This window comes from Acidobacteriota bacterium (genome assembly GCA_003225175.1).
In the GTDB taxonomy this organism is placed as follows: domain Bacteria; phylum Acidobacteriota; class Terriglobia; order Terriglobales; family Acidobacteriaceae; genus Gp1-AA112.
In genome coordinates, this window is record QIBA01000039.1 from 85,623 (window position 1) to 100,915 (window position 15,293).

General features: G+C 55.2%; 13 protein-coding genes. 8 read left to right on the plus strand and 5 right to left on the minus strand.

All coding sequences use genetic code 11. The features are described 5' to 3' along the window. Positions 1-285: 285 nt before the first annotated feature. Positions 286-825, plus strand: coding sequence for a hypothetical protein (locus DMG62_09180; protein ID PYY23256.1), 540 nt, complete (start codon positions 286-288; stop codon positions 823-825). Positions 826-1,035: 210 nt separating this feature from the next. Here the strand turns inward: DMG62_09180 and DMG62_09185 are convergent, their stop codons facing one another. Continuing rightward, positions 1,036-1,980: a hypothetical protein gene (locus DMG62_09185; GenBank protein PYY23257.1), complete on the minus strand. Its 945-nt coding sequence runs from the start codon at positions 1,978-1,980 to the stop codon at positions 1,036-1,038. Between the two features lie 92 nt (positions 1,981-2,072). Here DMG62_09185 and DMG62_09190 point away from each other — a divergent pair, with 92 nt between their 5' ends. Further along, the gene (locus DMG62_09190; protein ID PYY23258.1) at positions 2,073-2,279 is read left to right on the plus strand and encodes a hypothetical protein; all 207 of its coding nucleotides are present in this window, start codon (positions 2,073-2,075) and stop codon (positions 2,277-2,279) included. A 164-nt stretch (positions 2,280-2,443) separates the two neighbouring features. Here DMG62_09190 and DMG62_09195 read toward each other — a convergent pair whose 3' ends face one another. The 3 genes from DMG62_09195 to DMG62_09205 all read right to left on the minus strand — a co-directional run bounded on the left by DMG62_09195 (position 2,444) and on the right by DMG62_09205 (position 5,660). Then, complete coding sequence (locus DMG62_09195; GenBank protein PYY23259.1) at positions 2,444-2,881, minus strand: hypothetical protein; 438 nt, start codon at positions 2,879-2,881, stop codon at positions 2,444-2,446. A gap of 142 nt (positions 2,882-3,023) precedes the next feature. Beyond that, a complete protein-coding gene (locus tag DMG62_09200; protein ID PYY23260.1) occupies positions 3,024-4,922 on the minus strand; it encodes a lytic transglycosylase in 1,899 nt (632 codons plus the stop codon). A gap of 393 nt (positions 4,923-5,315) precedes the next feature. Beyond that, a complete protein-coding gene (locus tag DMG62_09205) occupies positions 5,316-5,660 on the minus strand; it encodes a hypothetical protein (protein PYY23261.1) in 345 nt (114 codons plus the stop codon). 135 nt (positions 5,661-5,795) lie between these two features. On the opposite strand from DMG62_09205, the gene DMG62_09210 reads away from it, so the two are divergent. The 6 genes from DMG62_09210 (at position 5,796) to DMG62_09235 (ending at position 13,342) form a co-directional block, all read left to right on the plus strand. After that, a complete protein-coding gene (locus DMG62_09210; GenBank protein ID PYY23262.1) occupies positions 5,796-8,123 on the plus strand; it encodes a dipeptidyl-peptidase IV in 2,328 nt (775 codons plus the stop codon). 86 nt (positions 8,124-8,209) lie between these two features. Continuing rightward, positions 8,210-8,974, plus strand: coding sequence for an MBL fold metallo-hydrolase (locus DMG62_09215; GenBank protein PYY23338.1), 765 nt, complete (start codon positions 8,210-8,212; stop codon positions 8,972-8,974). A 66-nt stretch (positions 8,975-9,040) separates the two neighbouring features. Next, positions 9,041-9,880 (plus strand): hypothetical protein, encoded by an 840-nt coding sequence (locus DMG62_09220; GenBank protein PYY23263.1) that lies wholly within the window; start codon positions 9,041-9,043, stop codon positions 9,878-9,880. Positions 9,881-10,001: 121 nt separating this feature from the next. Beyond that, positions 10,002-10,769, plus strand: coding sequence for a hypothetical protein (locus DMG62_09225; protein ID PYY23264.1), 768 nt, complete (start codon positions 10,002-10,004; stop codon positions 10,767-10,769). A gap of 134 nt (positions 10,770-10,903) precedes the next feature. Further along, a complete protein-coding gene (locus DMG62_09230) occupies positions 10,904-11,968 on the plus strand; it encodes a radical SAM protein (protein ID PYY23265.1) in 1,065 nt (354 codons plus the stop codon). Between the two features lie 162 nt (positions 11,969-12,130). Further along, entirely contained in the window at positions 12,131-13,342 is a 1,212-nt protein-coding gene (locus tag DMG62_09235; protein ID PYY23266.1) for a hypothetical protein, read from the plus strand. 41 nt (positions 13,343-13,383) lie between these two features. On the opposite strand, the gene DMG62_09240 is transcribed toward DMG62_09235, so the two are convergent. Continuing rightward, positions 13,384-15,264, minus strand: a complete 1,881-nt coding sequence (locus tag DMG62_09240) for a hypothetical protein (GenBank protein PYY23267.1) — start codon at positions 15,262-15,264, stop codon at positions 13,384-13,386. Between the last annotated feature and the right edge of the window lie 29 nt (positions 15,265-15,293).

The following is a 15,293-nucleotide window of genomic DNA, read 5'->3' on the forward strand; positions in this document are numbered from 1 at the left end:
AACGACGGATTGTGGGAGTAGAACGTCTTGACCAGTCTCCTCGATTCGAAGTACCAATGCGGAATGGCTTCGATTTTGGTTCAAGGCCAGGAGCAAAGGATGGCATCAGTCGAGTTCTACAGGACTCGCCAGCAGCAAAGTGATATGGAATCAAAGGGCCAATCTCGCATCGGTCCACCGTCGCACTCGCGCCTGAGGCCGCCGCATCGTCATCAGTCACCATTGAATGCAGTGAGAACGTGACTGTGGGCAAACCGATGAACCGCTAACAGGAAGGAGACAACGATGTCGGATGATCAGTTGGTTACCGAAAACGCGGAGAACCTCAACACCGAGGAAGACTACGAATCCTTGGCAAAGCTGGTGGGAGTGGATGCCGAGGCTGCGGCGCGTCTCGACGAGATGTCAGCCGAGGAGGTGGATGAATTTCTCGACGAACTAAATGACTGCGAGCTTTTCCTCGCGGAGATCGACCGCGCGAAAGCAAAGCTTGTTCGTCTTGCAAATCAAAGACGCAAGCTGAAGCTTGCGGACGAAGCGCCCCGATGCGAGCACATCAAGACAAATGGCGAGCAGTGTGGTTCACCCGCCATCAAGAGCACGCAACTCTGCTACTTCCATGGTGAAACGCGGAAACATCGCGAGTCTGAGGCTGCAGCCAAGGCGGCAGAACTGCCTGTGCTCGAAGACATGCAGAGCATCCAGCTTGCCGTGATGCGAGTTTGCGGACTGCTCGCCAGTAAAGCTATCGAAGAGAAGACTGCCCGCGTGCTGTTTGACGGACTACGCCTCGCCCAGAAGACGCTCAAGGAGAATAATCTTTGATCCCCGAAGCGCAAACAGGATCCCCGCTGAATCCCCGGAGTGTTCGGGGATTAATCCCCGGAGATCCCCGGAGCTTCGGGGATCAATCCCCAGGAGGCTGGGGATTGCTTGGGGATTCTGGCTTGTAAGTCCTTTGAACACGGGGATTGATCGAAATTCTGAATTCCTCGATGCAGACACGAAGGGCGGGCCCAGGGCGCCGGATCCACGTCACTGCGTTGGCATCAGCAGGCTGAACGCATTTGGTTGGATCGAGATGCGCACCGGCAGCCGCCACAGGCATTCGCCGTCGGCTTCACAGTACACGCGCCGGTCTTCGCGGCCGGGAATGGCGCGGCAGATGATCTCGCGGGCGTCGATGAGTTCCACTCCGGGAATGCGGATTTGCAGTCCGAAGAGAGCTGAAAGCAAATACGCCGGATAAGAGAGACGAACGCCGCCGCGGAAGACGATCACGCGCAGATGGTTACGGCTCAGCTGGGCGCCTTGAGCAAACTTTTTGAGCGGACCGCCGAAGTCTTCGATGCGCACCGCCATTACCTGCGCTGTATTGATTTGCTCCTGGCTGCCGTCGACGCGAGTCACAGTCATTTCATACGGAGCATGGCGGTAGGTGATGTATTCCCAAAGTGAATTGGCTACATAGGCAGCGACTCCGAAACGAGACTTGGCTTCGGCTGATAGTGAGTACACCAGTAGCGCATCCGGTCCAACGCCGGCCATCACCGTGAAATAACGATGACGCTTCGGCGACTTGTCGTTACAGTGCTCGATCATTCCCGCCGCTATCGTCCTGGGCCGATATTGCAACTGCTGCTGGATAGCGCGCATAGGATCGCACGGGATTTTCAAGTCGGCAGCCAGAGCATTCGCGGTTCCTAGCGGTATGACTCCAAGCGCGGCTTCGGTATGGCCGACCATGCCTTGGAGGACGTCATGAATGGTGCCGTCACCGCCGCAGGCGAAGATGGTGTCGTATCCAGCCTCAAGGGCTTCCTTGGCCTGGGCGCCGGCTTTGGAAGGACCTCTTGATGGGAGGATCTTCGCTTCAACTCCGGAGCGGCGCAGCTCATCCGCGGCGGCTTCGACCTGATGAACGCGCCGATGCCGCCGGAATCCAGAGAACGGGTTGTAGATGAGCAGAGCCTTGTTCATGCCAATCAGCTTCGAAGCTGCGCGGCCTCGAAGCTCCGAAAGTTACTGCGTGTTAGCATCGAAATTGCCAGATTTCTAGAGGAGAAGTGTTCATGGAAGCATTGCCCGCCACGTTTGGCTCCCGGCGCAACGAAGATATCGCACTCGACATGATGAAATTCATCGCCTCCACTACACAGTATGGACGCATTACTACTCCGGGGTTCACAGGAATAACATCTCCCAAACCTGAAGATTACGCCGCGCAATTAATTGAGCTATACGGACGTTGCCTCAACGCCGTTCAAGGCAAACGCTAACGCGATCGGAAAAGACATTCTGCAAAAGAAGAAGCCGCGACGTAAATCGCGGCTTTTGCTTTTGACTCAGATTGTTCAACAGCACGGTAATATTACAGATCTGTTAGGAGTGTAGAGACACAGCAAGCTGCGACTCTGCACACGGTCGCTCGGAACTCAGCAGCCTATTTCTTCTTGCGACCTTTGCTGGCTTTCTTCTTTCCGCCGCGCGAAGCAGATTTCTTCCTTGCCCCGCCGGAACTGCGACGTGCTGCCGATTTTTTCTTCGCAGCTTTCTTCTTGGCCGGAGCCTTTTTCTTCGCACTCTTCTTCTTTGCCGCCTTCTTGGCCGGGCTCTTCTTCTTTGCTGCTGGTCGGGCACCTCCACCGCCGCCGCTTGCACCACCGCCGCCAGGAGCACCCACTCCGGATGATTCCGTCATTCCTCCGCCGCCGCTGGAGCGAGGAGCCATTGCACCACCGCCGGCTCCGCCGGCCACCTCCTCTTCCTCTTCTTCTTCGTCATAGCCTTCCTCCATGGACTCTTCGTCCAGGCCGGAATCGCCGTAATCGTCCATTTCATCTTCACTACGGCCATAGAGTGTCTGATCGTCGAAGCTCATTTCTCCTCCTGAATTTTGGAGCCCATCATGACAGCGATGAATGCTCGCCCACAAAAATGATGCAGGCGCGGATTATAGCAACTCATTCTGTTTCGGTGTCAACTTGAATGCAGTTGAAGATATAGGAATTACTAATAACTTCCTAGCGCAGACCAGCCGAAGTGCTTGTTGTAGCAGCGCGCTGCGAACCGTCAGAGGAAGAGCTCTTAGCCGAGGTACTCTTCTGGGAAGCGGATTGGGACGCCGTGGTCGCATTTTTGTGGGTCGATTTGGGCGCGCCGTGGGCCGAAGAGGTGGACTTGCGGCGGGCTTTCGAGTGACGCGAAGGACTGTTAATCACGACAGACTGTTCGGCAGCTACGGGTCGATAGATTACGAGCATTCTTCCGTGAGTCAGGTGATTGCCCTTCAGACCGTTCCAGCGCCGCAAACGGTCGGCAGGCACGCCAAAATCATCCGCAACCGAAGCTACGGTGTCACCTGTGCGGACTCTGTAATGGGTCGCCTTCCTGGAGTAAGCCAGCGCCCCAGTTCCGGCGATTCTGCCCACGGTGACCGGGATAATAATCTTGCTTTCGGCGCGAAGTTGCTCACTTGGGAGTTGATTAACCCCCCGAATCGCAGTCGGAGTGGTGTGGTATTGCCGCGCAATGCTGTCCAGCGTGTCGCCGGAGTTTACATGGTGATATCGCCAGGAGACGCGTTTATCCAACGGGATCGCCGCAATCGCATGGGCAAATTTCTCCTTCGTTCCGGCGGGAAGACGGAGGTCGTAGACGGAATCCTTGGGCGTAGTTAAGCGCAGAAGGCTGGGATTCAGCTCAGTCAGGCGGCCGATGTCGCTGTCAACGCACTCCGCGATGAGCCTAAGATCGACTGGATAATCGATACGGACGCTATCAGTTTCAAGCGGCAGGGCTGGCTGGACGTCATCAAGTCCGTACTGCTTGGGGTTCTTAGCCATAACAGTAAAGGCCAGAATGATGGGAACATAATTCTTGGTCTCTCTCGGAAGGACATTGCGGCGGTATAGCTCCCAGAAGTCGGCGTAACCGGTTCTGCGCACAGCCTGCTGAACATTGCCGGGACCGGAGTTGTAGGCCGCTATGGCCAGATACCAGTCTCCAAACTGGTTGTAGAGGTCCTTTAAATGACGTGCCGCCGCTCGGGTGGCCTTCTCGGGATCCTGGCGCTCGTCGATCCACCAGCTTCGCTGTAAACCGTATCCGTTAGCCCGGCTGGCCATAAACTGCCACATTCCGCGCGCTCCAGCCCGTGACAGCGCAAGCGGTTCAAAACCAGATTCGGCTTCGGCAAGGTAAAGCAGGTCCTGTGGAACGCCCTCTTCCTTGAGAACGCGCAGGATCATGTCGCGATATCGTCCAGATCGCACTAACGCGCGTTCGACAGTTCCGTGTCCGCGAGTGGAGTAGAAATTGATGTATCCGGCAACATAATCGTTCATTACCAGGGGCAGATCAGAGCGGGTTTCCTTCACCTGCGCTTCCGCCTTGGCCTTTATGTTCTGGTCAACCGGGAAAGTTAAATCGTTCGCTTCGTCGATTGGAGCTGGCTGAGCCCTTTGCTCTGTGAATCCGTCACCCTGCTGTAAGGCGGCAACTTCGAGCTGATTGATCCCTTCCGTGATCTTATCGAGCTCACGCTGGAGGCGTTCGTCGGAACGGACGTCGATCTCACCCTCAAGCAATACGTTTACAGCCTTATCAAAACTTTGTTTCGCGCCTTCAAGATGTCCGGCAGCGTATTCCTGCTGGCCCTGCTGGTACTGCTTTTCGGCTTGCTGGATGATTCGGTCGACGGGATCAAGTACTGGCTTTGGCGCGGTTGCCGCTGGAGCAGGAGGCCTGGCCTGAGGATTCTTGGCTTGAGCGACAAGCGTTGGAGCCTGCGCCCGGGCTACTGGCGTTGTACGTGGTTTGGTCTTTTCCGAAGTCTCGCACGCTGTAGCAAGCAGCGTTAACACAACGCTAATGGCCAGCAAGGTGCACTCCCGAGTTATCTTCTTCATAGGCGGCTTCATAGGCGGCGCAACGTTAAACACTCCAAACCAGGTTCAGCTCACCTCAGAGCTGAATGGTTAGACGGCCTCAAGCCTTGGCGCGATTTCCAGCACAATAAAAATCTGAGCCGCTCGATTTCCCGCTACAAAAGGAAAGCCAACCGTCAGGCCGAGACACCTCGGCATGCCAGTAGCTCCGTAGAGTATAGCTGCTCAGCTTTCATACGTTTGTAACTTCAGGTCTTGTACCTCGGGGAGTGAATATGGGTAGAAAGCAGCGAAAAACAGGCGGGAAACGGTAAAAACACAAACTAAATACCCTATTTTCAAGCAGAACGGGGTGATTGGATCGGAACCGAGGGGCGCACTTCCCGCTATCGCAGTCCGAATCCGAGGTAACTAGTTACAATCCCTTCAGTTTGCCGGAATCAGCCTCGGCCTGCCCATGACGCGCTTCTGCCTCCTTGCACTCGCCGGCTGGCAAGTCGTCATTCCCACCGGTTCGGGAGCAAAGCCATTACGCCGTTGAAAGAGGTAAGTCCGCATTGTGAAGCAGAGGTTCTGACCTTCAATTTGATCGTCAGTGTCGATCAGGATTCGGCGCGGCACCACGGCGACGTCCTTTGAAGGCGACAAAAGGGTAAAGCTGGGATGATTCAAAACGGCAGATTCGCCGACCTGAGTCGATTGCTCGAGAGGACTAGATTGTTGGGCGAACTGGGCGAAGCCAAGTAACAGGATCGGAAGAAGAGCGACCATGGCGAACTCCTTTTCCGACAGAAAGTATAGACCACCTCAATCGCCTTTGTGTACCTGGCGATTCGGTGAGCTGCCACCGATGGCAGCTGCGCTTGCTACACTTTTGCGTTCCACTTCGTTCGGCCCAAGGAGTCAATGCCCTTGACGTCACTTCGATTGATAGCAGTCGTCTTCATTTCTGTTATTTCTGCGGCACAAGAAGCACGAAGGCTCCCAAGCATTCCGGAGATCTTCGCTCCGGGCGGAGTTACGGGCCGTGAACCGGAAACAGTGAAATGGAGTCCTGATGGAACTCGCGTGTCCTATGTTTTGCGTGACGATTCCGGAGAGCATGGACAGCTTTACTACATCGATGTCGCAAACGGGAAACCCGCAGTTCTGGTTGCAACCGAAAAGCTGGCGTCACTTTCGCCTCCAGAGACTACCGTCGGCAAGCAGAACAAAGACGATCGTGACCGCGAGCGGCGCAGCCGTTACTCCATCGCTGGGTACCATTGGGCCCCCGATTCCAAGCACCTGCTCTTCGACTCCAAAGGCCAGCTTTGGTACTACACGCTTGAATCCGGAACCGGCGTAGAGGTTACCTCGGGAGCCGATCCGAGCAGCGATCCCAAGTTTTCTCCCGATGGCAAGCGGATTTCTTATGTACGCAAGCACAACCTCTACGTGCGTTCCATTTCGGGAGACTCGAAAGAGAACCAACTAACCTTCAGCAACGAGAACGATGGCGACAACATCCTGAATGGCGAGGTGGATTGGGTCTACGAAGAAGAACTAGGAGTGCGCAGCAACTGCTTCTGGTCACCTGATGGAAAGCGTATTGCATACCTGCAGATGAATGAGGCTCAGGTTCCCGAATATCCGATCACGGACTACATTCCCGATCATCCGACGGTCGATCATCAGAAGTATCCCAATGCGGGAGATCCAAATCCGGAGGTGCGAGTAGGTGTGATCGACTCCAACGGCGGCAGGACGCATTGGATCAACATCCCCGGCCTCGCGGGCAAGCAGAACAAGAACGACTACTACATTCCCCGCTTTGGATGGGTGAACAAAGATGTGCTTTACGTGCAAGTTCTAAATCGCGATCAGAACCAGCTCGATATCTATTTTGTGGATACACCCACTGGGCATTCGCAGCTCATGCTGTCAGAGAAAGACGACGCATGGGTCATGTGGAATGACACGTTTCGGGTTCTCAAATCAGGTGACCAGTTTCTGTGGGAGAGCTGGCGCGACGGTCACACTCATCTTTATCTATACAGCTTCAACAAAAGCAATCCGCTGAACTCGGCGGCCAAGCTTGAGCATCAGCTGACGAGCGGCAACTACGAAGTCACCGGCGTGGACGGCATAGATGAGGAGAGTAGCACCATCTTCTACACCTCGAATGAGGGCGATGATCGGCAGCAGAACCTGTTTTCTATAAGATTGGATGGAACAGGCAAGCAGCGAATCTCCCACGAAGACGGGGCGCACAAAGCCAGCTTCCCTGAGCAAGGCCGGTACTACGTCGATACATACTCCGCGCTTCTCACCCCACCGCGAATGCAGTTGTGTTCCTTTTCGGGAACATGCAATGCGTTCTGGACTTCGCGTCCGCTCACATCCTATGAAATCCTGCGACCGCAGTTCGTGGACTTCACCGCCGATGATGGGACAGTTCTTCATGGTGAGCTGATAATGCCGCCGGGAGCATCGGCCGATCAGAAAGTCCCGCTCCTGATGAATCCATACGGCGGCCCTGAAGCACAGGAGGTTCACGATCGTTGGGGAGCAGCCACGTTCTTCTTCGATCAGATTTTGGCTCATGACGGCGTAGCGGTGCTGCGCGTCGATAATCGCGGTATGGGATACCGGGGAAGGAAGTTCGCCACAGCTCTGCGACATGAATTCGGCAAAGTGGAACTCAACGATCAGCTCACTGCACTTGACCAGGCACTGAATCGTTTCCCGCAACTGGATGGCAACCGCCTGGGCTGGTGGGGCTGGAGTTATGGCGGATTCATGACGAGCTATGCCCTCACTCACTCCAAGCGTTTCAAAGCGGGTGTCGCAGTGGCTCCGGTAACCGACTGGCACAACTACGATTCGATTTATACCGAGCGCTACATGGGATTGCCTAAAGATAATCCGGATGGATACCGCGCAGGCTCCGTACAACTTGCAGCTCCGAATCTCTCCGGCCGGTTGCTCATTGTGCATGGCACCAGCGACGACAACGTGCACATGCAGAACACCATGCAATTGGCGCAGGCATTTATCAATTCGGGAAAGCAGGTCGAAGTGTTGCTGTTTCCCCGCAAGACTCACGGCATTGCCGGCCCCGCTCCGCGAACGGTCCTATTCGAACGCATTCGCGCCGTTTTCGATAGCGAGCTGCTAGGCTGGTCGTCCGACAAGATAGCCGCCTCCAACCCGCCGTTCTCGCCTTCTGCTTCGCAGGGGAGTGGTCGTTGAGCGCCGCCGATCGCCCCACACGCAAATTAGGGGACTTTGAACTGACAATCATTTCCGACGGCACCTATTACCTTGATGCAGGTGGAATGTTCGGCGTGGTTCCCAAACTATTATGGGAAAAAAAGGTGCGGGCAGATGCTCTGAATCGAATCGCCTGTGGCACGAATGCGGTCTTGGTCCGCGCCTTTGGACGATTGGTGCTCATTGAAACCGGTATCGGCAACAAACTTCCGGAGAAGCTCGCAAAGATCTACGACGCCAAGGCTCAGCTGCTGCGCGAATTGGAGGCTGTTGGTGTAAGGCGGCAAGAGATCGAGGTCGTCATCAACTCGCATCTACATTTCGATCATTGCGGCTGGAACACCTTTCGCAACGAGCGCGGCGAAGTGGAGCCCACCTTCCCGAACGCCACCTACTACGTGCAGAGAGGCGAGTGGGAGCACGGGAGCAGACAACTGGAACGCGATCGCGTGAGCTACATAAGCGATAACTACGATCCACTGATCCGAAATGGGCAGATGCGGTTGCTCGATGGGGAGGGCGACGTCATGCCAGGAATCTCAGTCGTTATCTATCCCGGGCATACGAGAAATATGCAGGCAATCATTCTGGAAAGTGAAGCGCAAAAAGCCTGCTACATCTCCGACTTAATTCCGACCACCAGGCACCTCGACCTCACTTGGGTAATGGCCTACGATCTATATCCACTCGAAACGATCGAGAGCCGCAAACGCTTTTACGAGCAGGCGATTCCGGAGAAATGGCTCACGATTTTCACTCACGATCACGAGACGCCCTGGGCATACCTCGAACGCGAGTGGGGGAGCAAGGTCATCGCCAAGCCAGCCTAAGCAGCTGAAATCAAGAGGTTTCCCAGCAGTAATCTTGCTGCCTGAAAGCACTCGGGCTACCCTCCCGTGGCAGTGGCTTCTTCAGACACTATCCACGAAACGATCTATTCCGGTCCAATTCCCGGATCGCGCCCTGAGCGTGTCCCCGATCTTCCGGCGTCAGACCTGGAGCCGATAGAAACCGCGCTGCACAAATTCATCGCGAACGTATTTGGCTGGATTTCCGCATCGCTCTTGATCTCCGCATTCTTCGCCAGTTACTCCGACCAGTGGGACCAGTCCTCTGCCTCCATGATGCTTGGAAAAATGCTACTGGCACTGACCGGGGGAATGTTCGTGCTGGCCTACGCAATCTCGCGAAAGGTCGACAAAATGGTCCCGAGCGTAGCGGTGGCAACGCTGATTGGTTATGCCAGTCTGCAAGGTATCGTATTCGGCCTAAGCTATCGCGAAGTTTACGACGCGCCGCTCGCGCCGGTTTATCTGTGTATGTGCATCTTGTTTGGACTGCTCGCCTGCTACGGTCGGTACAGCGGAATCGATCTCACATCAGTGCACGGTTTCTTGATTGGGACTCTACTCGCTCCAGTCCTGGCCTTTATTCTCAAGGGCGTGTTTGGCATGCAGATCGTCTCGACCCTGGCTGTCTGCGTCTGCTCCTGGCTCATGCTGGCCATTGCCGGATATCATCGCCAGTTTTTGCGCGATCTTCCATCGTCGTTCGACGACGATTCTCAGTGGCTCAAAGCCGCCGCGGTCGGCGCTCTTCAAGTCTGCCTCGACGTGGTAAACATCCTGCTCATCGTGATTCAGCTGCGATGGTTGCAGGAGTTCGTCGAAGATGATCGGCGGCAGACGCTGGAGTCAGAAAGAAGCCTTAGAGTCTCTCTCTTCCGAAAAAACTAATCCTGTCTCTACCAACTTGGGGTATAACTGTCCCGCCAGAATCCGCCATAATCTTTGAACTAGTTGCACGCCGATTTGCGTATTGGCTATTGGCAATCAGCCTCATCTTCGAAGGAGAATCATGAGCACCGCTTCTTTTTCCCCTGCAGTTCCCGAAATGAACCAGCAACCCGGACTGTCAGAGCCTGAACGCATCATGAATGTATTCGTTGCGCCGTCGAAGACATTCGCCGACATTCGCCGCAGTTCCCGCTGGTGGGTTCCATTTCTGCTCAGCTGTATCTTTGGTTACGCGCTGATATTTACCGTAGGCCAGAAAGTTGGATGGGAGCAGGTTACTGAGAATCAGATGAAACTGAATCCCAAAGCGGTCGAGCGCATGGACCAACTTTCGCCTGAAGAACGAGCGCGCCGGATGAGCTTCGCCGTCGCGATCACAAAAGGCATTTCTTATGCGATACCCGTCGTAGTGCTGCTCGTCGATCTGGTTATCGCAGCGGTACTCATGGCCACATTCAACTTTGGCGTCGGCACCCAGATCACCTTCGGCCAGTCGTTCGCCATCGTGATGTATGCGTGGCTGGTGGGCATAGTGAGATCGCTACTCGCAGTCATCACACTCTTCGCGGGCAGCAACGTTGAGGCATTCAACTTCAGCAATCCGGTGGGAACCAACCCAGCCTATTACATGTCGATCACCGATGTTCCGGGATGGCTCTATAGAATGTGCAGCTGGTTCGACCTCATTACCATTTGGCTCTTCGTGTTAATGGGTATCGGCTTCGCGGTAGTCGGACGCAAGAAGATCTCAACCGGCATCGCCGTTATGGCCGGTTGGTTCATTGTGATGGTTCTGGTGACCACGGGCTGGGTGGCAGTCACCTCCTAGTCGTCGAACACTCTCTCAAGACACTCAGCAGCGATGGCTCGCAAGTCAGCGGGCTATCATTACCATTCGATGCCCGAAACTTACCGCTCAACGGTACTCTCTCGAAAGCTTGTAACTCTATGCTTAAATAGAAGATGAACGAGATGCCAGAGAGACCGACTCCCCCAATGCCGCCGTCGCGAGTGCGGCGCGACTTTGCCGGCGCCACCCGGCGAGTCCGCGAACTTTGGATGATCGGCAAGGCTCTCGCAAACACCGACCATCCCGTAATGGCACACATTGTGCCCATGCGGCGCTGCAATCTCTCCTGCGCATACTGCAACGAATACGACGACGTCTCAAAACCGGTTCCCGTAGAGACGATGTACGGCCGCATTGATCGTCTCGCGGAACTGGGAACGACAATCATCACCATCAGCGGCGGCGAGCCGTTGCTCCATCCGGAACTTGATCTGATCATCTCCCGAATCCGGCAGCACGGAATCATTGCGGGAATGATCACTAACGGCTATCTGCTGACGGCTGAACGCATCCATGGGTTGAATAAGGCCGGACTCGATCACCTCCAGATTTCGATCGATAACGTGAAGCCGGACGACATCTCGAAGAAGAGTCTGAAGGTGCTCGACAAAAAGTTGCAGCTTCTCTCACAGCACGCTGTATTTCACGTGAACATCAACTCGGTGGTTGGCGGCGGCATTCACAATCCGCAGGACGCAGTTGTTGTTGGAACGCGCGCCCTGGAACTCGGGTTCACTTCGACCATCGGCATCATCCATGATGGCAGCGGGCAGTTAAAGCCGCTGCAGCCGGAAGAGCGCGAAGTGTATCGCCGGATGAAGTCGTTCGAGAAGAAAAACTACTCGCGCTTTAATCATTTCCAGGACGCGATTGCCGATGGCAGGCCGAACAAGTGGCGTTGCCGCGCCGGCTCGCGCTACTTGTACGTCTGCGAGGATGGGCTGGTGCACTACTGCTCACAACAGCGCGGATATCCTGCCAAGCCGCTGGACGAATACACGATCGCCGATGTCCGCCGGGAATTTCTGACCGAGAAGGGCTGTGCCCCGCACTGCACTATTTCGTGCGTTCACCAGATCTCCTACATCGACCACTGGCGTGCTCCCCAGACCATATCAGCGATGCCCGCACCGCAAGAGATCGACGTCGATGTCCGGGAACTGGTGCAAATCGAATAGCCTATAACTCCTCCCCGTAGTAAGTCTTCAGTAGCCTCGAGAGCTGCGCCTCCGGTACCCTGGAAGTTATTGACCCTTACTAACTTATGACCTAGAATCAATTAAGGAAACTCTTCAGCTCCTGTGCACTTCCCCGGCCTCGCGAGTTGGCGGCCAGGGCTGATGATGAATGGCCTATTCGGGTTCCGGATGGAACTGACTACCATCATCGCCACCGTCGCCTTTCTGGCAGGAGCCGCCCTTCTGGGAATTTTTTGGGCTCTCCCATACGTTTACCATTCTCGTCGCAAAGCTCAAGAGCAGGATGCGAAGCTCAAAGCCGCGCTGGAAAACATCCGTCAGTTACAGGAAGAGCACAACCGCGCCGAATATCTGGCATTCCTGAACAATGTCTCAAAGGCTGCCATCACCAGCAAGAAGCCTGTCGAATTGCTCAACCAGGTCGTGGACGAGGTGGAACGCACGTTCCAGTTTGATCACATCAGTATCGGACTGGTCGATTACGATCGCAAAGAAATCGAGGTTCGCGGCGAGGGTGGACGTGATGAGTACCGTCTCGGCCTAGGCAAGCGCGTGCCCCTCGAGGCAGGAGTCTTGGGAATCGCTGCGCAGAGGAATGAGCTGCGCCCCGGAGGACTTGCAAGCGGCCAGCCTGAGCAGCAGGAGCACGCGGTTCTTTGCCACCCGATTACTTATGGCGAAACTCTTCTGGGAGTTCTGACGGTTGAGTCTTTCTCACGCCAAGTATTTGCCCAGGAAGAAATCCTCACGCTCGGCACCTTGGCCGACGTGCTGGCAACCGCACTTCATAACGCGATGACTTTCGAGGAAATGGAGTACCAGTCGATCACGGACTGCCTCACCGGTTTGAAGACCCGCCGGTACTTCCTCGAATCCATCGAAGCCGAATGGAGCCGGGCCTCACGCTCAGGACGCGCGTTCTCTGTAGTGCTCATAGATCTCGACAAATTCAAAGCGGTCAACGACAACCTGGGACACCTCGAAGGCGATCTGGTATTAGCGCGCGTAGGACGAATTCTCGAACAGAAGTGCCGCCACTCGAATGTTGTGGCTCGGTATGGAGGCGACGAGTTCATCGTGCTGATGCCGGAGACATCGCTGGATCAGGCACAAAAGCTGAGTGAGCGCTTACGAAGCGCGCTAGCAAGCGATGCTTTATTAAGTCAAAGGAAAGTGACTGGAAGTTGCGGGATTGCAAGCTTTCCCGGGCACGGTGCCACAATCGAAGAGCTCATCCGCGAAGCCGATCAAGCCATGTACCGCTCCAAGACCGCTGGCGGAAATCGCGTCTCGCTGCCGGCGGAGTCGCGCGAATCTTCCAGTGAGCGGAACGAAGCTCGCGTGAGCATCTAGTTCAATAGAGACGCAGCATGCTGCGTCTCTGTTACACCGCCTCAGAAAGCATCGCCGCCACCACCACCGAAACCGCCGCCTGAGAATCCTCCTCCACTGGAACCCCCACCACTAGTGAATCCGGAGCTGTCGTAGCTGGCGCGTGGAGTAGAGACGAACGCCGAAGTCGTATCTGATGTCATCGCGCTCAAATCGTGCATGAACATCCACGTGTTGAAGTTTGGACCGTAGCCGCCCTCGTACCAAGTTGGGGGATTCTGCACGATGCCTTGAAATGCTTTCGCCCAGCGATGTTCGACTCCCAAGGCCATGGCGTAAGGCAGAAACTTCTCGAAGGTGTCGGGTGGCATGCGTTTCAGTCGGTCAGCGTCCACCCGATTCATGAACTCCTGGAATCCAAGTATCTCGACCCGTGTGCGCACGCCTTTCAAACTCTTGGCCGTCATCAGGCGCGAAAACAGAAAGATGATGAGGACAGCGAGAAAGATCGAACCGAACATCCATAGCCCTGATTGCGTGAAATCAATATGGAAAAAATAGCCTGCGAGCACGAACGGAGCGGCCGTGATGACAGCTCCCAGAATCCAGTAGCCATGCGCACTTTCCGGATCGAGCGTGTACATACCTTTGTCCTTCAGAGACGACATCACGTAACTCTTGATCGGCCGAATGGCTACGTAAAACCGATTCCGCAGATCGGCGATATGAGTCTCGCTCGTGCCCTCCGCAAACAGGTTCTCCATCATGGCGCGCTCAAACGGCGCGAGATCGCCCCATCGGTCCGGACCCTTGAGCTGAACAAAAATGTAGTCCTTTTTCTTGAAGACAACGAGCTGCGAGACTTGCTCTTCACGAATCTTGATATATCCGCGCACGGCAAGATCCACGAGGGTAGAGGTGATGTCGCGTGGATCGGTGCTGTCGTCGACGAGTGTCCCCACCTCGGCAGGACTCATGCCCTTGGGAGGCTCGTACATTGGAGCCACTGAGAGTCCACCGTGCGGATCGCGCCCCTTGTTCCACCACAGCGAGAACATCACGACAAACGCAAAGATCGGCAACAGGAGAATCGGATTACTGCCAAGAAACCACGACGCCCTGGTGAACGGGCCAGGCGAATCGAGGATTCCTTTGGGTAGGAATACATCGACGGTAAGTCCACCGCGGGCAGGGAGCGGATTCAGAGTCTGAACCATGACATTCGAAGCTTGAATGTCGGTCATGGCCTTTTCGCTGGAGTGAAAGACACCCTCGAATGACTGTGCTCTCAGCTTCCCTTCCGCATCAGCAGGAAAGCGGACATATGCTGCGGCTGCGTCGATGGGCACAGACCATCCATTGCCGGTCACGTTCCAGTAGAACTCGTCGTGATCTTCGAAGAACTTCGCCGCATTGCGGAGGGAATAGATGATGTGAATCCGCTTGCTTGTGTCGGTGGCGCCCGGAATCATGATTGTCAGAACGCGGAAACCATTCTCGGTCTTACTCGAATACTTCAGTGCCTGACTTTCTTCGTCTGTGACTTTTTGCACTTTCAGAAAAAGTGAGTAGTTGCTGCCCTCTGGCCCGGTGTAATCCACCGGAATGTAGCGATGAATTCCGTGAAAAGGTCCGATGAAGACCAGGGAGAGGCGTTCGTTTACATCGGCAGAACCATCTTTGTGAACTTCGATGTCAGCGCTGAAGTCGGAGATACGCCAACTGCGCTGTTGTGCATCTGCGGGGATGGCATAGCACAGAACAACTATAGACAGCAGGAGGCACATTAGCCCGCTTCGCCAATTCGCCCCAAATGGACAGTTATGCTTCGTTCCGCCGCGATGCCATTTTGACTGCGAGAAGTCAATCGCGGAGCGAGGGATCTCCTGTTTCTTTGACACTGCGCTGAAGAGCAGCCGATCCCGCGCGCGAGAACCGCGCACAAGGGATGACAGTGTGTTGAAATGACGTC